This window comes from Providencia sp. wls1916 (genome assembly GCF_009706585.1).
In the GTDB taxonomy this organism is placed as follows: domain Bacteria; phylum Pseudomonadota; class Gammaproteobacteria; order Enterobacterales; family Enterobacteriaceae; genus Providencia; species Providencia lanzhouensis.
This window is the reverse complement of the sequence record NZ_WLUL01000014.1, coordinates 210,534-230,466: the sequence shown is the minus strand read 5'-3', so window position 1 is coordinate 230,466 and position 19,933 is coordinate 210,534. Positions and strand designations below refer to the sequence as shown.

The 19,933-nt window shown below is 43.5% G+C and carries 18 protein-coding genes; 9 read left to right on the top strand and 9 right to left on the bottom strand.

What is annotated here, in order from left to right; genetic code table 11:
* The first annotated feature begins 4 nt into the window (after window positions 1-4).
* From surA to apaH, 5 genes are read left to right on the top strand one after another with little or no spacing between them, the layout of a single operon-like run.
* On the top strand, window positions 5-1,327 hold the full coding sequence (surA, locus tag GKR61_RS10400; protein WP_036956295.1) for a peptidylprolyl isomerase SurA: 1,323 nt from the start codon (window positions 5-7) through the stop codon (window positions 1,325-1,327).
* Window positions 1,308-2,300, top strand: a complete 993-nt coding sequence (gene pdxA, locus GKR61_RS10395; protein ID WP_036956416.1) for a 4-hydroxythreonine-4-phosphate dehydrogenase PdxA — start codon at window positions 1,308-1,310, stop codon at window positions 2,298-2,300. Before surA ends, pdxA begins: the two co-directional genes overlap by 20 nt.
* Window positions 2,297-3,106, top strand: coding sequence for a 16S rRNA (adenine(1518)-N(6)/adenine(1519)-N(6))-dimethyltransferase RsmA (rsmA, locus tag GKR61_RS10390; protein WP_036956293.1), 810 nt, complete (start codon window positions 2,297-2,299; stop codon window positions 3,104-3,106). Before pdxA ends, rsmA begins: the two co-directional genes overlap by 4 nt.
* A gap of 18 nt (window positions 3,107-3,124) precedes the next feature.
* On the top strand, window positions 3,125-3,502 hold the full coding sequence (gene apaG / locus GKR61_RS10385) for a Co2+/Mg2+ efflux protein ApaG (RefSeq protein WP_036956291.1): 378 nt from the start codon (window positions 3,125-3,127) through the stop codon (window positions 3,500-3,502).
* Between the two features lie 2 nt (window positions 3,503-3,504).
* Window positions 3,505-4,332, top strand: a complete 828-nt coding sequence (gene apaH / locus GKR61_RS10380; RefSeq protein ID WP_036956289.1) for a bis(5'-nucleosyl)-tetraphosphatase (symmetrical) ApaH — start codon at window positions 3,505-3,507, stop codon at window positions 4,330-4,332.
* Between the two features lie 79 nt (window positions 4,333-4,411).
* Here the strand turns inward: apaH and folA are convergent, their stop codons facing one another.
* Window positions 4,412-4,906, bottom strand: a complete 495-nt coding sequence (gene folA / locus GKR61_RS10375) for a type 3 dihydrofolate reductase (RefSeq protein WP_036956287.1) — start codon at window positions 4,904-4,906, stop codon at window positions 4,412-4,414.
* Between the two features lie 202 nt (window positions 4,907-5,108).
* Between folA and GKR61_RS10370 the strand changes: the two genes are divergently transcribed.
* A complete protein-coding gene (locus GKR61_RS10370; RefSeq protein ID WP_036956284.1) occupies window positions 5,109-5,723 on the top strand; it encodes a LysE family translocator in 615 nt (204 codons plus the stop codon).
* A 50-nt stretch (window positions 5,724-5,773) separates the two neighbouring features.
* On the opposite strand, the gene ftsP is transcribed toward GKR61_RS10370, so the two are convergent.
* From ftsP to nudF, 7 genes are all read right to left on the bottom strand, one after another.
* On the bottom strand, window positions 5,774-7,189 hold the full coding sequence (ftsP, locus tag GKR61_RS10365; RefSeq protein ID WP_154639762.1) for a cell division protein FtsP: 1,416 nt from the start codon (window positions 7,187-7,189) through the stop codon (window positions 5,774-5,776).
* A gap of 378 nt (window positions 7,190-7,567) precedes the next feature.
* Window positions 7,568-8,296 carry a 1-acylglycerol-3-phosphate O-acyltransferase gene (locus GKR61_RS10360; RefSeq protein WP_036956280.1) on the bottom strand — a complete coding sequence of 243 codons (729 nt, stop codon included), beginning with the start codon at window positions 8,294-8,296 and terminating at the stop codon, window positions 7,568-7,570.
* A 56-nt stretch (window positions 8,297-8,352) separates the two neighbouring features.
* Window positions 8,353-10,608 carry a DNA topoisomerase IV subunit A gene (gene parC / locus GKR61_RS10355; protein ID WP_036956278.1) on the bottom strand — a complete coding sequence of 752 codons (2,256 nt, stop codon included), beginning with the start codon at window positions 10,606-10,608 and terminating at the stop codon, window positions 8,353-8,355.
* Window positions 10,609-10,644: 36 nt separating this feature from the next.
* Window positions 10,645-12,540: a DNA topoisomerase IV subunit B gene (gene parE, locus GKR61_RS10350; RefSeq protein ID WP_036956276.1), complete on the bottom strand. Its 1,896-nt coding sequence runs from the start codon at window positions 12,538-12,540 to the stop codon at window positions 10,645-10,647.
* Between the two features lie 118 nt (window positions 12,541-12,658).
* Window positions 12,659-13,249: an esterase YqiA gene (yqiA, locus tag GKR61_RS10345; protein ID WP_036956274.1), complete on the bottom strand. Its 591-nt coding sequence runs from the start codon at window positions 13,247-13,249 to the stop codon at window positions 12,659-12,661.
* Window positions 13,249-14,088 (bottom strand): 3',5'-cyclic-AMP phosphodiesterase, encoded by an 840-nt coding sequence (gene cpdA, locus GKR61_RS10340; protein ID WP_132496540.1) that lies wholly within the window; start codon window positions 14,086-14,088, stop codon window positions 13,249-13,251. Before cpdA ends, yqiA begins: the two co-directional genes overlap by 1 nt.
* Window positions 14,089-14,221: 133 nt before the next feature.
* On the bottom strand, window positions 14,222-14,860 hold the full coding sequence (nudF, locus tag GKR61_RS10335) for an ADP-ribose diphosphatase (protein ID WP_036956272.1): 639 nt from the start codon (window positions 14,858-14,860) through the stop codon (window positions 14,222-14,224).
* 308 nt (window positions 14,861-15,168) lie between these two features.
* On the opposite strand from nudF, the gene tolC reads away from it, so the two are divergent.
* From tolC to GKR61_RS10320, 3 genes are all read left to right on the top strand, one after another.
* Window positions 15,169-16,551 (top strand): outer membrane channel protein TolC, encoded by a 1,383-nt coding sequence (tolC, locus tag GKR61_RS10330; RefSeq protein WP_036956271.1) that lies wholly within the window; start codon window positions 15,169-15,171, stop codon window positions 16,549-16,551.
* Between the two features lie 408 nt (window positions 16,552-16,959).
* Window positions 16,960-17,667, top strand: coding sequence for a DUF1190 family protein (locus GKR61_RS10325; RefSeq protein WP_108478472.1), 708 nt, complete (start codon window positions 16,960-16,962; stop codon window positions 17,665-17,667).
* 6 nt (window positions 17,668-17,673) lie between these two features.
* Entirely contained in the window at window positions 17,674-18,834 is a 1,161-nt protein-coding gene (locus GKR61_RS10320) for a glutathionylspermidine synthase family protein (protein ID WP_154599791.1), read from the top strand.
* A 127-nt stretch (window positions 18,835-18,961) separates the two neighbouring features.
* Here the strand turns inward: GKR61_RS10320 and ygiD are convergent, their stop codons facing one another.
* On the bottom strand, window positions 18,962-19,765 hold the full coding sequence (gene ygiD / locus GKR61_RS10315; RefSeq protein ID WP_154599790.1) for a 4,5-DOPA dioxygenase extradiol: 804 nt from the start codon (window positions 19,763-19,765) through the stop codon (window positions 18,962-18,964).
* Window positions 19,766-19,933 lie beyond the last annotated feature (168 nt).

The window sequence follows — 19,933 nt, the reverse complement described above, 5'->3', positions numbered from 1 at the left end:
CATTATGAAGAATTGGAGAACGCTTATTCTGGGACTGATGTTCGCAAGCTCTGCAAGTTTAGCTGCGCCACAGCAAATGGATAAAGTGGCTGCGGTTGTCAACAACGGAGTTGTACTTGAAAGCGACGTCCAGAATATGATCAATACAGTGAAGTTGAATGCACGTAATGCAAATCAACAAGTTCCTGATGATCAAACCCTGCGCCAGCAAATCATCGACCGTTTGGTTATGGATAACATCATGTTGCAGATGGCTAACCAAATGCAGATTAATATCCCTGAAGAAGCTGTGAATGCGACTATCGCGGATATTGCTCGCCAAAATAATTTAACCTTACCGCAGATGGAAAAACGCCTGACTGCGGATGGTATCAATATGGGCAAATACCGCAGCGAAATCCGTAAGGAAATGCTGTTAGCGGAAGTGCGTAATAACGAAGTTCGCCGCCGTATCACCATTTTGCCTCAGGAAGTTGATGCATTAGCTGAGCAAATGGATTCTCAAATGAATGCTCAGAAAGGCGTAAATTTAAGCCACATTCTGATCCCACTGCCAGAGAACCCAACGCCAGAACAGTTATCAAAAGCAGAATCGTTAGTTGATAAAATCTTAACTGACCTGAAAAAAGGCTCTGATTTCGGTAAATTAGCGATTGCTTACTCTGCTGACCCTCAAGCACTGAAAGGTGGAAACATGGGTTGGTCACGTTTGCAAGAGCTGCCAGTGGTCTTTTCTGACCAACTGAAAAACTCGAAGAAAGGCGATATCGTTGGTCCAATTCGTTCTGGTGTAGGCTTCCATATTTTACGTGTCAATGACGTTACTGGTGATACTCACCAGCCAATATCCGTCACCGAAGTGAAAGCGCGTCATATCTTACTGAAATCATCACCAATTATGGATGATGCAACAGCAAGACAAAAACTGACTCAACTGGCTCAAGAGATCCGTAACGGCAGAATTTCATTTGAAGAAGCGGCTAAAGAAAACTCCGAAGATCCAGGTAGTGCATTAAAAGGTGGGGAATTAGGTTGGAATATGCCTGATGTTTACGACCCTGCATTCCGTGATGCACTGATGAAACTGAAAAAAGGTGAAATCAGCCAACCTGTACCTTCAAGTTTCGGCTGGCACTTAATTCAGTTAGAAGATACTCGCAGCGTTGATAAAACTGATGCCGCGAAGAAAGATCAAGCGTACCGTTTACTGTTCAATCGTAAGTTTAACGAAGAAGCGCAGACTTGGATGCAAGAACAACGCGCTGCGGCTTATGTGAATATCGTTGATGGTCGCCAAAGCCAATCTAATGATGAACAAGCAAAATAAGCCAATCGTCATCACCCCCGGTGAACCTGCCGGGGTAGGCCCAGATCTTCTGATCCAACTCGCTCAGCAGGCATGGCCTGTCGAGCTTGTGGCTTGCGCAGACCCAGACCTGCTTATTCAACGCGCTAAAACTCTCAATTTACCGCTAACATTACGCGAATATGATGCAAAACAGCCACAGACTTCCGTCGCAGGGCAGTTATCGATTGTTCCCGTTTCACTGAGTGTACTGGCAGAAGCTGGAAAACTCGATGTTCGTAATGGTGAATATGTTACTGAAACTTTAGCCCGCGCTTGTGATGGCTGTTTGAATGGTGAATTTTCTGCCATCGTAACGGGGCCTGTTCACAAAGGCATTATCAATGACGCTGGTATTCCATTTAGTGGACATACCGAATTTTTCGCAGATAGAAGCCACTGTGACCGCGTTGTGATGATGCTTGCAACACAAGAATTACGTGTCGCTTTAGCGACCACGCACCTGCCGCTAAAAGATGTCTCCGAGGCAATTACCCAACAAAGCTTGCATGAAGTGATCACCATTTTGCATCATGACCTGCAAACCAAGTTTGGTATTGAAAACCCGCACATTTATGTTTGTGGGCTTAACCCTCATGCCGGAGAAAGCGGACATATGGGAATGGAAGAGATTGAAACCATCATTCCAGCCCTAGAAACCTTGCGTAAACAAGGTATTACCTTAATCGGTCCTTTACCCGCAGACACGCTTTTCCAACCGAAGTATTTAACCGATGCAGACGCCGTATTAGCGATGTATCACGATCAGGGGCTACCTGTGTTAAAATACCAAGGTTTCGGCAGAGCGGTAAATATTACCCTTGGTCTGCCATTTATCCGTACTTCCGTCGATCACGGCACAGCGCTTGAATTAGCAGGTACGGGTCAAGCCGATGCGGGCAGTTTCATCACCGCATTGAAATTAGCTATCCAAATGACACAAAAGAATTCATGAATAATCGAGTCCATCAGGGGCACCTTGCCCGCAAACGTTTCGGGCAGAACTTTTTAACTGACCAATTTATTATCGACAGTATTGTAGATGCAATGCACCCACAACCAGGACAAGCCATTGTAGAAATTGGTCCGGGTCTTGGTGCATTAACTGAACCTGTTGGCAGCCGCATGGATAAAATGACGGTTGTCGAACTTGACCGCGACCTTGCTGCTCGTCTGCATGTCCATCCACAGCTGAAAGACAAGCTAACCATCATCCAGCAAGATGCGATGACTGTCGATTTTGGTGAACTGGCGAAACAAGCTGGACAGCCAATACGCGTATTTGGTAATTTGCCTTATAACATCTCAACACCGTTGATGTTCCACCTGTTTACATTCACCAACCAAATTTCCGACATGAATTTCATGTTGCAAAAAGAAGTGGTTAATCGATTAGTAGCAGGTCCTGGAAGCAAAGCTTTCGGTCGTTTAAGCGTAATGGCGCAATATTACTGCAATGTTGTTCCTGTGCTTGAAGTTCCGCCTACTGCCTTTGCGCCACCACCAAAAGTGGACTCTGCGGTAGTAAGATTGATCCCTCACAAGGAAAATCCATACCCAGTGAAGGATATTAAAGTATTGAGCCGTATTACAACCCAAGCATTTAACCAACGTCGTAAAACTATCCGCAATAGTCTTGGGGATTTATTCAGCGTTGAGCAGTTAACCGAACTGGGTATCGACCCGGGAACGCGCGCTGAGAATATCTCCGTTGAGCACTATTGTAAGATGGCAAACTATCTGTGTAATTTATCGGAATAGAGAATCTGAGGAGGCACTATGCTGAATGATCCCAATGTGAGCATCCAAGTTCAAAGTGTCTACATAGAAAGCCAATCCCAGCCCGACATTGCCCGTTTTGTCTTTGCGTATACTATTTGTATCCGCAATTTAGGGCGAATTCCTATACAGTTAATGAGCCGTTACTGGCTCATTACCAATAGTGATGGCCGTAAAACTGAAGTGCAAGGTGAAGGCGTGGTGGGTGAACAACCCGTTATCCTACCGGGCAAAGAATATCGCTATACCAGCGGTGCTATCTTAGAAACACCAATGGGTACGATGGAAGGCTATTACGTTATGCTGAGCGATCAAGGAAATCATTTTCATGTTGATATTCCTGCATTTCGCCTCGCTATCCCAACACTGATTAATTAATTATGTCCACATACATTGTAGGTGATATACACGGTTGTTATCGTGAGCTGCGGGAACTTCTCGATAGCGTGAATTTCGATCCACAGCAAGATACATTGTGGCTAACGGGTGACCTTGTTGCTCGTGGACCCGAGTCATTGCAAGTCTTACGCTATGTGAAAAGTTTAGGCTCATCAGCACGATTAGTGTTAGGCAACCATGACCTACATTTAATTGGTATCTACTGCAAAATCAGTCGCAATAAGCCTAAAGACCATCTTGATGAGCTACTCAATGCGCCCGATATCGATGAACTCATCAATTGGTTACGCCGTCAGCCACTTTTACAAGTCGATGAAGAGCAAAAAATGGTCATGACCCACGCTGGCATTACGCCACAGTGGGATCTCGAAACCGCAAAAATGTGCGCTCGCGAAGTGGAAGCCGTGCTTTCAAGCGATGCATATCCGCTATTTATTGACTCTATGTATGGCGACATGCCAAACAATTGGTCTGAAAGTTTGATGGGATTGGCGCGTTTACGCTACAGCACCAATGCCCTCACCCGCCTGCGTTATTGTTTTCCAAATGGGCAACTGGACATGATCTGTAAAGAGAGCCCAGCTAAAGCTCCTGCTCCACTGAAGCCATGGTTTTCTCTACCAAGTCAATTCCCTGAAGATTACGCCATTTTCTTTGGTCATTGGGCATCATTGGAAGGTAAGTTTACACCGGAACATGTGTATGCGATGGATACTGGCTGTTGCTGGGGAGGGGATTTAACGCTACTTCACTGGGAAACTAAAACATTCCATAGACAGAAATCTCACCAGAAACGTCGCAAAGAGTGAGTGTTTACTCTAGATACCAAATGATAGATAGCAAAATGGCACCTAACAGTGCCATTTTTGTTGACTAGAGCAGCGACGGTTAAACGCGACGAGTCAGAACTTCAATGCAGAAACCGTGGCTATTCGCTTCGTCTGCCTCATGATATTCAGTGAAAATAGAGTCCCATTCATCAGGCTCGTAAGCAGGGAAATGAGTATCCCCAATCACTTCAGCATCCACGTGAGTCAAATAGAGTTTATTCGCCATTGGAAGGAATTGTTGATAAACCTTACCACCACCAATCACCATAATCTCATCAGCACCTTCAACTGCCTTCGCGGCTTCTAATGCTTCTTCAACTGATTTAACCCAGATAACACCAGTTTCTGTGCCTGCTTGGCTACTTAAAACAATATTGACACGCTGCGGTAAAGGACGACCTAGGGCTTCATAAGTCACGCGTCCCATAATCACAGGTTTATTCAATGTTTGACGCTTAAACCACGCCAAATCACCTGGTAAATTCCAAGGCATCGCATTTTCCATGCCGATAACCTGATCGAACGCCATTGCTGCGATTAAGCTAATATTCATCTAACCACCTTAGAAACGAAATATAAAAATTGTGCACACTATACGGAAACAGACATACTTCGTCGACTAAATTTAATCTTCCTTAAATACCACTCAATCCCTTATACTCGAACGACTCAAGTCAATGCACTAAACGATGTTTACAACGCTTTTAGTCCCTTATTACTCAGTTTAGTTCAACCTAAAATAAAGAGATTACATTATGTATCAGACCAGTATCATGGTCGCGACGATTGCCGCCCTTGGCATGATCTCACCAGGTCCAGATTTCTTTTTAATTATCAAGAATGCAGCGCGTTACCAACGTTCCGCAGCCATGATGACCGCCTTCGGTATTATCGTTGCTATTGCACTTCATATGTCTTATTGCGTGGCAGGGCTCGCCGTATTGATTACCACCACGCCATGGTTATTTAATATTCTTAAATATGCTGGCGCGGCGTATTTAATCTGGATTGGGATTAAAAGCCTGATGCCGCAAAAGGCTCAGAGTGTTGATTTAATGAGCAATCAACATGAGCATGTCACATTCAAAAAAGCGTTCATGCAAGGTTTCTTATGTAACGTCTTAAATCCTAAGGCAACTTTATTCTTCTTAGCGATTTTTACTCAAGTGCTTAGTGTGGATTCGACATTCTCAGAAAAGCTCTGGTTCGCCTTTATTATTTGGGGTCTTGCTGTGATTTACTGGCCAATTTTGGTGTGCTTAATTCAAAGTGCCCCCGTTAGAAAAGGGCTAGCGAAAGTACAAAAATATGTGGATAAAGTCCTTGGCGTGGTGCTAGTAGCATTCGGTATACGCGTAGCATTGAGCTAATCTTTAACGTAAAAAAGCCCGCTAATTGCGGGCTTTTTCTAATGTTTCAATTAGTTACTACCATCTTCAGGTGTAATAACCAGTTGTCCCACTGAGCCTAAATCTGCTTTTTCAAGGTTTTGGCTATAAAACAGGAATGGGAAATGGTTGTAAGACGGCTGCAGCATCTGCACAAGTAGTTCACAGCGCCCATCAATCCAAACCGTATCTTTCCATCCAAAGTTATCTGACTGAGCTGGCTGCCCATTACAGTTGATCACTTTAAAGCGAACACCTTCAATGTGGAAAGATTGAGGCTGTTGACTGCTGACATTCCAACGCTCCCAACTGCCTTGGCGAGAAGTAATATCCACACGCCCCGTATCCAATTTTACGCCATTGATGCCTACTGGATCATTTAGTTGGATATCACGGTTAGTAATCGAGGAGGTAATCTGTGTCGCATCCAAAACTAATTGTTTTGGAACATCATCCGTCACCAATGACATTAATCCCGTCGCTTTGATGGTTAGCGCATTGGTGGAAATTAAATTATTCGACGGTTCAAATAGCCCTTTTACGCGATCCATCAACGAGGCAGATTCCCCTGCTGTAATCGTCAGTTCAGCCGTTTTCGCCATATCAATCAGCACTTCACGACGTTCTCCCGGTGCAAGTGAAAGTTCTTGTACGCTGGCAGGCACCGTTAGCAATCCTTGGTCTGATGCTATCATCACGAAGGGACGGCCATCGCTGATTTTCATCACATAGCGTCTGGAATTAGACGCGTTTAATAATCTTAAACGTACCCAACCACGAGAAACTTCAATGTAGGGATCTTGCACACCGTTAACCACTAATGTATCCCCGAGGAATCCATTCTCATCAGTGTGATATTCAGGAACGCCAAAGTTATCCAAGCGTTTGTCTTGAATAATAATCGGGAAATCATCTACGCCGTAATGTTTTGGTAAACGTAACTCTTTTGTGGAATCATCATCAATAATCCACATTCCCAGTAAACCATTGTAGATTTGCTGTCCCATTTTACCTTGAGTATTCGCGTGATACCAAAGCGTTGCCGCATTTTGGCGAATAGGGATCACCGGCGACCAATCTGCATTTGGCGAAATTTGTCTCGCTGCACCGCCAATTTGCGTGCCAGGGATCTGCAACCCGCTAATCGTCATTGAAACGGCATCCGGTAATCTATTGCTATAGATTAATTTCAGGTCATCTCCGTTTTTTACGCGAATAGTGGGTCCAGGATAAGAACCATTAATCCCTAAAACTTCCGCTGAATATTTACCATCGAAAGACCAATGGATTTTTTGTAATGTTAAAAAGAGTGGCTGTCCCGAACGGGATTCTAGCAAGGGTGGAACAGGGAGTGCGGTCGTTCCTTCTGCACTCGCATAAGTTGATACCTGCAATAAGCACACAGCCAACCCGCTAATCAGCAATGATCGGCAACGACTGAATAACATAGATTCTCCGCTAAATAAAAAACCAGCAAATTATTTTAATAAATCATTATAAATTAGTGATTTATATGAGTATTTTTAGGTATGTGCTGGTGATACCACTATTTGGAATTCAATAATTTATCTTGCGACAAATTTGCGAGCCATCATATCGCGAAAGGGCATAGAATTCTAAAAATATATGTATCAATAATTAAAATATAATAAATTTGAGTGGTAATAATTACGAGTGGGATTATATGACGGAGAAAATAGTGGAGCAAAAGTCTCGCAGTGAAAATAACATCGCCAGAATAACATAGTGGGAAGTTCTGAATGACCTTCCCACTATCGATATCAATTAACTTAGTAAAATCATAGAACTTAGTAAAAGTATGGAGATTAGCGTTTATTCAGCTCTTCAACTTCTTTATCTAACTCTTTAATTTTAGCTTCCATCAAGTCATGACAATATTCCGACAGCTCACGAACCTGATCTTTAGAGTATTTCGAGGTATCTATCGGATCCAACATTTCAATAATCACATGACCATTATTCCAACGGTTCAAGCTAATTTTGTTTTGTGTAGTAGACACACAAACAGGCACAATTGGCACACCAGCAGCAATCGCAGCATGGAATGCGCCCGTTTTAAATGGCAGTAAACCACGACCACGGCTACGAGTTCCTTCAGGGAACATCCAGACTGAAATCTTACGAGATTTAATCTGCTCGGCAACTTGGGAAATAGTGTTATGGGCTTTCGAACGGTTACCACGGTCAATCAAAATATTTCCCGTGATCCAATACAAGAAGCCAAAGAATGGGATCAAAACAAGGCTTTTTTTACCCACAGTAACGGTTCTTGGTTGAACACCATTCGACATAGTGACCATGTCATAGTTATTTTGGTGGTTACCGATATAAATACTTGGACCGTAATCCTTTGCCTTAGCCGGAACACGGTCAATCATTTTAATACCGAACACATGGGACAAACGCCCAAACATACGACCAAACGTCATCACATGTCTTGGATTTCGTGGGCTAAATAGGCAGTAGATACTGCCACCTACACACACACAAATCGTAAATATGATCACAATGATAGCTCTAATTAGCGCTAGCATAATATTCCTTAACTTATGAAAAGGGCTTTAACCAAGCCCTTGAATTATTGTTATTTTTACTCTGTATCCACAGAATCAACATCAATACGTTCAATGTTATGTAAACCACGCGGTAACGATGTACCTTTACGTCCACGCTCTGCACGGTATTTCTGTAAGTCTTCTGATTTAAATTTCAGTTTACGCTTACCAAAATAGAGTGTGATCGAGGCTCGAGGTGGGATCACCATTAACCAAACCAGTAGGTCTTCACCACTTGCGGCTTGCGCCCCTGTGATATTAATGATTTTATTCCCCTTCCCTTTGGATAATTGCGGAAGGTCAGATACAGGGAATAATAACATGCGACCGGCTTTCGTGATGGCTAATAACAAATCTTCTTTTTCGTTATTTAGCTCAATCGGCGCCATTACTTTTGCATTTTCAGGTAACGACATCAACGCCTTACCGGTTTTATTCTTCGTCACCAAATCATTAAAGGTGCAAATAAAACCATAACCCGCATCAGACGCCATTAAGTATTTCTGCTCTTCCGGCGCCATCAGCACATGCTCAATCGTCGCGCCCGGTGGAAGTGTTAATTTCCCTGTTAACGGCTCACCTTGGCTACGTGCAGAAGGTAATTCCAGCGGATCGACAGAATAGCTACGTCCAGTGGTATCAAGGAATACCGCCGCTTGATTAGACTTACCACGGGCGGCGCCTTTGAAGCTATCCCCCGCTTTGTAGCTCAGATTACTTGGCTCGATATCATGCCCTTTCGCACTACGCACCCAGCCCATGTCAGACAAGACGACAGTAATCGGCTCCGAAGGCAGAATTTCATGCTCGCTAAGCGCTTTGGCTTCTTCGCGCTCTTGCAGCGGCGAACGACGATCATCACCATAAGCTTTAGCATCTGCCTGAATCTCTTTCTTAATCAAGGTATTCAAACGAGCTTCTGAGCCTAAAATAGCTTGTAACTCATCGCGCTCTTTGGCTAATTCATCCTGTTCACCGCGAATTTTCATCTCTTCAAGTTTCGCTAAGTGACGTAGTTTTAATTCTAAAATCGCTTCGGCTTGGGTATCGCTAATATTAAAGCGCGACATTAAGACAGCTTTTGGCTCATCTTCATTACGAATGATTTCAATGACTTCATCGATATTCAAATAAGCGATGAGTAAACCATCCAAAATATGTAGGCGTCTTAATACTTTTTCTAAACGGTGGTTTAAGCGATTGCGTACTGTTTGACGACGATACGTGATCCACTCGGTGAGGATCTCAACCAATCCTTTCACTGCCGGACGGTTATCTAAGCCAATCATGTTTAAGTTAACACGGTAGCTTCTTTCAAGATCTGTCGTTGCAAACAAGTGGGTCATCACTTGATCAAGATCCACGCGGTTGCTGCGCGGAACGATCACTAAACGCGTTGGGTTTTCATGATCTGATTCATCACGTAGATCTTCGACCATTGGCAGCTTTTTCGCGCGCATCTGGTTTGCAATCTGCTCAAGGATTTTAGCGCCGGAAACTTGATGAGGCAGCGCTGTGATTACCGCATTACCATCTTCTTTCTCCCATACCGCACGCATACGCACTGAGCCACGACCGTTTTGGTAAACCTTACGGATATCTTCCGGTGAAGAGATAATTTCAGCTTCCGTTGGGTAATCAGGACCCGGAATAAACTGCATAATCTCATCAAGATTTAACTTTGGTTTTTCCAGTAGTGCCACCAGCGCACTTGCCACTTCGCGCGCATTGTGTGGTGGAATATCAGTCGCCATACCCACGGCAATCCCCGTGGTACCATTTAATAAAATATTTGGCAGACGGGCAGGCAACATTTTCGGCTCATTTAATGTACCGTCAAAGTTAGGTACCCAATCAACGGTACCGTGACCTAATTCGCTGAGCAGAACTTCTGCATATTTTGATAAGCGAGACTCGGTATAACGCATCGCAGCGAAGGATTTCGGATCATCTGGAGCCCCCCAGTTTCCTTGACCGTCAACCAAAGGATAACGGTAGGAGAATGGCTGCGCCATCAACACCATCGCTTCATAACAGGCGCTATCACCATGCGGATGATATTTACCTAATACGTCACCGACGGTTCTGGCTGATTTCTTATATTTTGCCGTGTTGCTCAGCCCCAATTCGGACATGGCATACACAATTCGGCGCTGAACAGGTTTAAGTCCATCGCCGATAAATGGCAACGCTCTATCCATGATGACGTACATCGAGTAGTTCAGATAGGCGTTTTCAGTAAAGGCATGAAGCGGTAAACGCTCCACACCGTCATGAGTAATTTCACTCATTCAATACGTTCCTTACTCTTATTCATCCGATTATGATCAGACCTCAATTTCTGCCGTATCGCCTTTTTCTTGCAGCCAGTTACGACGATCTTCCGAGCGTTTTTTAGCCAGAAGCATGTCCATCTTCGACATAGTTTCTGTGTAATTATCATCATCGATAGTTAACTGAACGAGGCGGCGAGTATTTGGATCTAACGTCGTTTCACGCAATTGTGGCGGGTTCATTTCACCCAGTCCTTTAAAGCGCTGGACGTTTGGTTTGCCTTTTTTACGGCTTAATCTTTCCAATACCGCATTTTTTTCACTTTCGTCTAATGCGTAGTAAGTCTCTTTGCCTAAATCGATACGATACAGTGGCGGCATTGCCATATAGACATGCCCCTCTTTGACCAATTTAGGGAAGTGGCGCACAAACAAGGCGCACAGCAATGTGGCAATGTGCAGTCCATCGGAGTCCGCATCCGCGAGGATACAGACTTTCCCATATCGTAGCTGAGAAATATCTTCGCTATCAGGATCCATACCAATCGCGACAGAAATATCGTGAACTTCTTGGGAGGCTAAAACCTCATCTGAAGAAACTTCCCACGTATTGAGGATCTTACCGCGCAGCGGCATGATGGCTTGATATTCACGATCACGAGCTTGTTTCGCCGATCCACCTGCCGAGTCCCCTTCCACTAAGAACAGTTCTGTCATGGAGAGATCTTGAGAGCTACAATCCGCTAATTTACCCGGCAATGCTGGGCCACTCGTGAGTTTCTTACGCACCACTTTTTTCGCCGCACGCAGGCGACGCTGGGCGCTAGAAATCGCCATTTCAGCCAATTGCTCAGCAACTTGAACATTCTGGTTTAGCCATAAGCTAAAGGCATCTTTCACCACACCAGAAACAAACGCTGCACATTGACGGGAAGAAAGGCGCTCTTTCGTCTGTCCTGCAAATTGCGGATCTTGCATTTTCACAGATAAAACATAGGCGCAGCGATCCCAAATATCATCCGCAGATAGCTTCACTCCACGCGGCAAAATATTACGAAATTCACAGAATTCACGCATCGCATCGAGTAAGCCTTGGCGTAACCCATTAACGTGAGTACCGCCCTGCGCTGTTGGGATCAAGTTAACGTAGCTTTCCGTCAGTAGCTCACCACCTTCGGGTAACCATAATAGCGCCCATTGAGCGGCTTCAACTTCAGCAGAGAATTCACCTGTAAATGGCTTGGCAGGCAGCGCTTCAAAGCCATCCACCGATTCCATTAAGTAATCGGTTAACCCATCGCTATAGCACCAGCTTTGCTCAGTTTCATTGAGCAGATCCTTAAACGTAATTTGTACGCCAGGGCATAAAACGGCTTTTGCTTTTAAGTTATGAGTTAAACGCGAAACGGAGAAACGTGGGCTATCAAAATAGCTTTCATCAGGCCAGAAATGGACACTGGTTCCAGTGTTGCGTTTGCCACAAGTACCAATGACTTGTAAATCTTCGACTTTTTCGCCATTTTCAAACGCAATTTGATAAACTTGGCCATCACGGCGCACGGTGACTTCAATACGCTTTGATAACGCATTGACCACGGAGATACCAACACCGTGCAACCCCCCCGAAAATTGATAGTTTTTATTGGAGAATTTTCCCCCAGCATGCAGTTGTCCTAAAATCAGTTCAACCGCGGAGACTTTCATTTCTGGGTGGATATCAACAGGCATACCACGCCCATCATCAATCACTTCGAGGGATTGATCGGGGTATAAAATCACTTGGATGTGTCCGGCATGTCCAGCTAAGGCTTCATCGACACTGTTATCAATTACTTCTTGAGCCAAATGGTTCGGTCGGCTGGTGTCGGTATACATGCCAGGACGACGGCGAACAGGCTCCAAACCACTGAGAACTTCAATGTCCTCTGCGTTATAACTAGATTGAGTCATGTTGTCATTCTGCGGTAATAGATGATTAATTGAACTATACCCTAAATAATTCAAGAAGATTGGGTATATTCAATCAGTGAATTACTGTTGATAATAACAGTGTATTGGCGTTTTCGCACTATTTCTCTGCGTTATCAACCAGAGACAAAAAGCGAATGATCTGCGGGAAATAACGTTCAAACCCAACAAATGCATGATCCCCATCCGGTTCCACCGTTTGCTTACACTCTGAAAGATAGGCAACGGCTTGACGATAATCAAGTACCTCATCCCCCATTTGCTGCAATAACCAAAGTAAGTTTGGTGAACGTATCTTTTCGAGATGCAACGCCTTCAATTCATGCATATGTTTGGGTTCTAACACATACGTTTCATGGGTATATGGATTGGTATTTTCCCCAAGATAATCGCTGAGCAAATCAAACGGACGTACCGCTGGGTTCACTAATACTGCGGGAATTTGGTAGCGCTCAGAAAAATAAATGGAAAAATAACCACCCAATGAAGAACCCACTAAACCGATTTTTTCATGCTGATGTTCAGCAAGAATATCATCGAGTAATTTTGTCGCTTGCTGCGGAAAATTAGGCAATTGCGGAACAATCATATTGATTTGAGGATAATGCACTGCCAACCACTGTTTAAGATTATTTGCTTTCTCAGACTGTGGAGAGCTATTGAATCCATGAATATACAGTAATGTTGCCATTAGTAACCATCTGAATCAAAGTCAGGACTAAATTCCTGAGTATTTAAACGATAAACTTGGGTTTCAATCACTTTTTCCCCTTGCTCATTCACCGTTAATTCTAGATAGCGCCAGCCTGGAGCAACCGTATCTAAAGCAAAGTTGGTACAGTGTGGCTTGAACTGTACACAGGTCGATGGCGTTGCTAACAGGCGGATGCCGTGCCAGTTTTCATCCATCTCTTGGTGAATATGTCCACATAGCATCGCTTTCACATTGGGGTAGCTTTTAAGATAGTCCGCCAAAATATGTGAATTTCGTAAACTGTGCTGATCTAGCCAAGTGCAGCCTGAAGGTAATGGATGATGATGCAGCATAATCAGTGTCGTGCGTGTCGGCTGCTCGTCTAAACACTGCTTCATCCATTCCAGTTGCTGCTCAGAAAGCTCGCCATGAGCAACATCTTGTAATTGGCTATCTAGCATTAAAATTTGCCAGTCATCACCAATAAAGACCTGCTTCGCACTCGAAATACCGGCAATTTTTAAGGTACCGACCATCGCAGGGGGATAATCGTGATTTCCAGGTAGCCAAACACAAGGTGCAGGAATGCGTTCAATCCCAGCCGCAAAATGTTGATAGGCTTTAGGTGATTGGTCTTGAACGAGATCCCCTGTGGCGACGATTAAATCGACAGGTAAGTTTTGTTCTGCAATCGCATCAAGTACCGCCTGATAGCTTCGGTAAGTATTGATCCCTAAAAGGGTGTTTTCCGTATCAGCAAAAAGATGCGTATCAGTAACTTGTAAGATTCTAATAACTTTAGGGTTATTAGCAGTCACTTTAAGCTGGCTGTCCAAAGTATTCCTTTATCCTTAAAAATAGCGCTAAGTATTATCACCTAAACCATCAAGTACATAGGTCACTGATTTTAACCTAACTATCCATTCAATATCTGCTAATCAGCACACACTTCACTAGATTAATGGTTATTTAAATCAGTTTCACCCATTTTTCTTGCAGCTTTTGGTGATTCAGTTGTAGCCATTGAATGGCTATCACGGTTGCCGCATTATCAATTTTGCCCTCTTCAACCCATTGATAAGCTTGCTCTCGGCTCACGACATGCACTCGGATATCTTCATTTTCTGAGGCTAAGCCATGAATGCCTTTTGCCAACGAGCTATCGACCTCTCCAACAAAAACATGAATCCGCTCGCTGGTGCCACCAGGGCTTGATAAATAGCTAATCGATTTTTCTATGCGTTCAATAGTGAGACCCGCTTCTTCCGTTGATTCGCGACGAACCACCTCTTCAGGGGATTCGTTGTCTTCAATCATTCCCGCCACTATCTCTAACAACCATGGCGTTTCGCTTGATTCAAAAGCAGGGAATCGAATTTGCTCGATTAATACGACATTATCGGTTTGTGGATCATAAGGCAGTATTGCCCCCGCATGCCCTCTTTCAAACACTTCGCGAACAATTTCTTTGCTCCAGCCCCCCTCAAATAATCGATGTTTAAATCGATATTCAATCATTTGAAAAAAACCGTTAAATAATTTACGCTTAGATATAATTTCAATATCATTTTTACTGTATTTAATCGGATTTTCGATTTTATTATTCATTGATAGTCTCCTAATCCTTTCATTTTTATACTAACAAAGATGAAAGGATTAAATCAGTTTTTAAGGTTTTTTAACCTTAGATGAGGTAATGTTTAAACAAATTGAGACTAAATGGCACAAAAGGCTACCGTTTTCCGTGCCACACCTCTGTTACAATGTGCGCCATTATTCAAATTTATGAGCAACAATAGGGTCTGTTTTGAGAACGGTCTCTCTTTTCAGAGTTCCAACAGCCTATCATCGTCCTTAACATGATAAGTTTTAGACAACAGGCTCCATATAATTTGCTGTTTAATCAAGGAATCAAAATGAAGAAACTGCTTCCCCTTTTTATTGCGATGAGTTTTGTGGGTCTCAGTGCTAATAGTTACGCAGAAGATTTACTTCAGGTTTACCAAAAATCCAAAGAGAGTAACCCGGAACTCAGAAAATCATTTGCTGAGCGTAATCAAGCTTTTGAGAAAATCAATGAAGCACGTAGCCCGCTGTTACCGCAATTAGGCTTAGGCGCTGGAGCAACCTATGGCAGCGGTTACCGTGATGCTAGCAACACAGAAAGCACAGGTCTTAATGCATCATTGAAATTGACCCAGATTGTATTTGATATGTCAAAATGGCGTCAGTTGGATCTTCAAGAAAAAACCGCAGGAATTTCTGATGTTACCTATCAGACAAGCCAGCAACAGCTTATTTTAGATACCGCAACGGCTTATTTTAACGTATTGAAAGCCATTGATGCGTTATCTTACATCCAAGCCAACAAAGAAGCGGTTTACCGCCAGTTAGACCAAACAACGCAACGTTTTAACGTCGGTTTAGTCGCAATCACTGACGTGCAAAACGCCCGTGCAAATTACGATAGCGTGATTGCACAAGAAGTCGCAGGTCGCAATGATTTAGTTAACGCGGTTGAAAAACTTCGCCAAGTCAGTGGTGTTTACTACAGCCAGTTAGCGTCTTTAAATATCGACCGCTTCAAAACTGCTAATCCAGACGATGTTGAATCTATCTTAAAAGAAGCCGAACAACGTAACCTGAGCTTACTGAGCGCCCGCTTAGCGCAAGACGTTTCTCGTGAAAACATCCGTTTAGCAGAAACTGGTCATATGCCAACTGTAGGCTTAGATGCATCAACTAGCGTAGCAAACACTTATAACCACGGTAGCGGTTACGATCGTACCGGTGGCGCAAATAACAGCTACAATGGCCAAAACAGCATTGGTTTAACCTTAAGCCTGCCATTATATTCAGGTGGAATGGTTAGTTCACAAGTTGAACAGGCACAATATGGTTTCCAAAGTGCGAGTGAACAACTGGAAAGCGTTTACCGTAACGTCATCCAATTGGTTCGTTCATCGTATAACAACGTGACATCATCAATCAGTAGCATCAATGCTTATAAACAAGTTGTTGTTTCAGCCCAGAGCTCATTAGATGCAATGGAAGCTGGCTACCAAGTGGGTACTCGTACTATCGTTGACGTGTTAACAGCAACAACTGCGCTGTATCAAGCGAAGCAAAACCTGTCTAACGCCCGTTACGATTATATGATCAACCAACTGAACATCGAATTTGCGCGTGGTACGTTAAACGAAGATGATATTGCTCGTTTAAATGCTAGCTTAGGTAAAGAGATCCAAACTTCACCTGACAGCATTATTCGCAACTCGACTGCACCCCAAATTAAATAATCATTTAATTTAGTCGATGAAGATAGCTCGCCCAAATGGCGGGCTATTTTTTTAGCTCGATCATCCAGACACTTATTTTAAAATAACGCGAATTTGTCTGTTCTCTAAATAATGAATAACTTACCGTATTATTTATTCATCTAATTCTTAAAATTCAGTCAATTCTGACTGAGGTTAATTGAGACTATAGTCAAAAAATCGTCATAATTAATTTATTGATATCAAAGAAAAATAGGAATTACTCGGCATTAGATTTCACCAACAACATGCAAAAATGGAATCAATTTCGCTAATTCCATCATTTCCCATTATTTGTGCAGCATTTGTACTTTAATTTTTATCCTATATCCCCTATTCTAAGGGCAACATCTCGAACCTCTTACTTATTATTTATTCAAGGTAATTACCATGACCATGAAGCGTACCAAAAATATTAATCAGAACGCCTTCCGTAAGTCTTGGCGCTCATACCGTTTAGCCCCTGTCGCTGTAGCGGTCAGTGCTGTATTTATGCTCTCTGCGTGTGAAGAGAGCGATGAAACTGTGTCTCTGTACACTAACGCTCAAGACTGTAGCCAAGCAAATCCATCTCAAGCAGATCAATGCACCCTTGCGTATAACAACGCATTGAATGAAGCTGCTAAAACAGCGCCAAAATACGCAACTCAAGAAGATTGCGTAGCGGAATTTGGTGAAGCAATGTGTACTCAGGCTCCAGCTCAAGCAGGTATCGCAGGTACAAGCACACCAGCAGCCGGCGAGCCAGCGGCTCAATCACAAAGCAGTGGCAGCATGTGGATGCCATTAATGATGGGCTACATGATGGGTCGTATGATGGGCGGTAGCGCACCATCTCAACCGCTGTTTAGCTCTAAAAACCCAGCAAGCCCAGCAAATGGTAAATTTGTTGATGCAACGGGTAAAAGTTATGGTCCAGCCGTTGCCGGCGGTCGTTCAATGAGCGTACCAAAAACTGCGATGGCACCAAAACCTGCCACCACCTCTACTATTACTCGTGGCGGCTTCGGTGACACAGTCAACAAACAAGCGACAGCGCAACGCTCATCTTCGTCCGCGAAATCCAGCTCATCCTCTTCCCGTTCAATGGGTGGTTGATAAGTAATGAAACGTGTTCCTATTGTAGAGCGTCCTAACTGGCGCGAAAAAGCGGATGAGTTTGGTTTTCACTTCCACACTATGTACGGCGAACCGTACTGGTCTGAAGATGCCTATTACCAATTCACGCTAGCGCAAGTTGAAGAAATTGAAGAAGCTACCGCTGAAATTCACCAAATGTGTTTAAAAGTGGTTGAGCGCGTTGTTGAAAGCGACGAATTACTCGCTCGCTTCCAAATTCCTAAACACTGTTGGGAATTTGTCCGTAGTTCGTGGAAAAGTGAGCAGCCTTCATTATATTCCCGCCTAGACTTAGCTTACGATGGCGTAAATCCACCTAAGCTACTGGAAAATAATGCGGATACACCAACATCACTGTATGAGTCAGCGTTCTTCCAATGGATTTGGTTAGAAGACCAAATCCAAGCTGGAAAACTGCCAGAAAATGCTGACCAGTTTAACAGCATCCAAGAGCAGCTGATTGAGCGTTTTGGTGAGCTGAAAGATCAATATGGTTTCCGCTTGCTACATATGGCTTGCTGCCAAGATACCGAAGAAGATCGTGGCACAGTCCAATATCTGCAAGACTGTGCGAATGAAGCTGGCGTAGCGACCGAATTCCTATATATAGATGAAATCGGGCTGGGTGAAAAAGGTGAATTCACCGATACACAAGATCAGGTCATTAGTAACCTGTTCAAACTGTATCCATGGGAATTTATGCTCAGAGAAATCTTCTCAACCAAGCTGCAAGATGCGGGTGTACGTTGGTTAGAGCCAGCATGGAAAAGTATTATTTCCAACAAAGCGTTGCTGCCAATGTTATGGGAAATGTTCCCTGATCATCCAAACTTGTTACCAGCCTACTTTGCGGATGGTAACAAACCAGAGCTTGAAAGCTATGTGATTAAACCGCTATTTTCTCGTGAAGGTGCGAATATTCGCGTCATCGAAAATGGTAAAGAAATCGCTTCTGCAGATGGTCCTTATGGTGAAGAAGGGATGATTATCCAGCAATTCCACTCACTGCCAAAATTTGAAGGCAGCTATACATTAGTGGGCAGCTGGTTAGTTAACGACCAACCTGCGGGCATCTGTATTCGCGAAGATAAAGAACTGATTACTCAGGATTTATCACGTTTCTACCCACATATCATTATCGACTAATATTTCGTAGTTTGATAAAAATAGGGTATCTGATAAAAAGAAAGCGGCAACGAGCTATTTCGTGCCGCTTTCTTATTTTTTATACTCAGTATTAACCAACTTTAAAGCATTAATCGATTCGAAAATATTAGCCAATTTGCACTGACAACATACTCAGCGATGCAGAAACAATGCCTTCCACAGGCGTAGTTATCCCTTCTTCACCATCCCAAGTTCCTAAAATAGGTAAAATAGGTAAAAAGTGTTCCGGAGATGGATTCGATAATTTACCATCTTCACGATCTAACCCTTTTGTAAGCGGATGCGGCTGCTCGTGACTGCGTAAATTGTCATACACGAACTGCTCAAAAGAGGTTGCCCAAGGATAAGGTGCTGCATTAGCATTTTGCCAATCCATCGCTCTTAAATTATGAACCACGTTACCGCTGCCCATAATCAATACCCCTTCATTTCGTAATGTCGCCAGCTTTTTCCCCAGCTCATAATGCCAAGCCGCCGATTTCAACCCATCAATACTGAGCTGAATAACGGGGATATCCGCTTGAGGATACATACGGACTAAAATTTCCCATGTACCGTGATCAAGCCCCCACTCCTCTTTATCTTGATAAATTGGTTCTGGAGACAGTAATTCAGCCACCTGTTTAGCCAGTTCTGGAGAGCCTGGTGCTGGATACTCTATTTGGTATAAAGCTTCAGGGAAACCACCAAAATCATGGATAGTTTTCGGTTTAACCATCGCGGTGATCGCCGTTCCACGGGTATACCAGTGTGCTGAGATCACCAAAATCGCACGCGGTCTAGGCAAGGTTTTGCCCAGTTTTTCCCATGCTTCAGTGTATGAATTATGGTTAATCGCGTTCATCGGACTACCATGACCGATAAATACCGCAGGCATTCGATGGGCTAAGTGTTGGTTATTTGTCGACATGATGACCTCAATTCCACAAAAAGGATAATGAGTATCAGCATACCCTTTTTTAGAAAAAACACAGTGGGAGAATTATGAGAATGATCATCAAAAAATTTGAAGAGGCCACAAAGGTGTGCAACTTTGTGGCCGATGACTCTATAAGCAAAACGTTTTAAAAACCTAGCA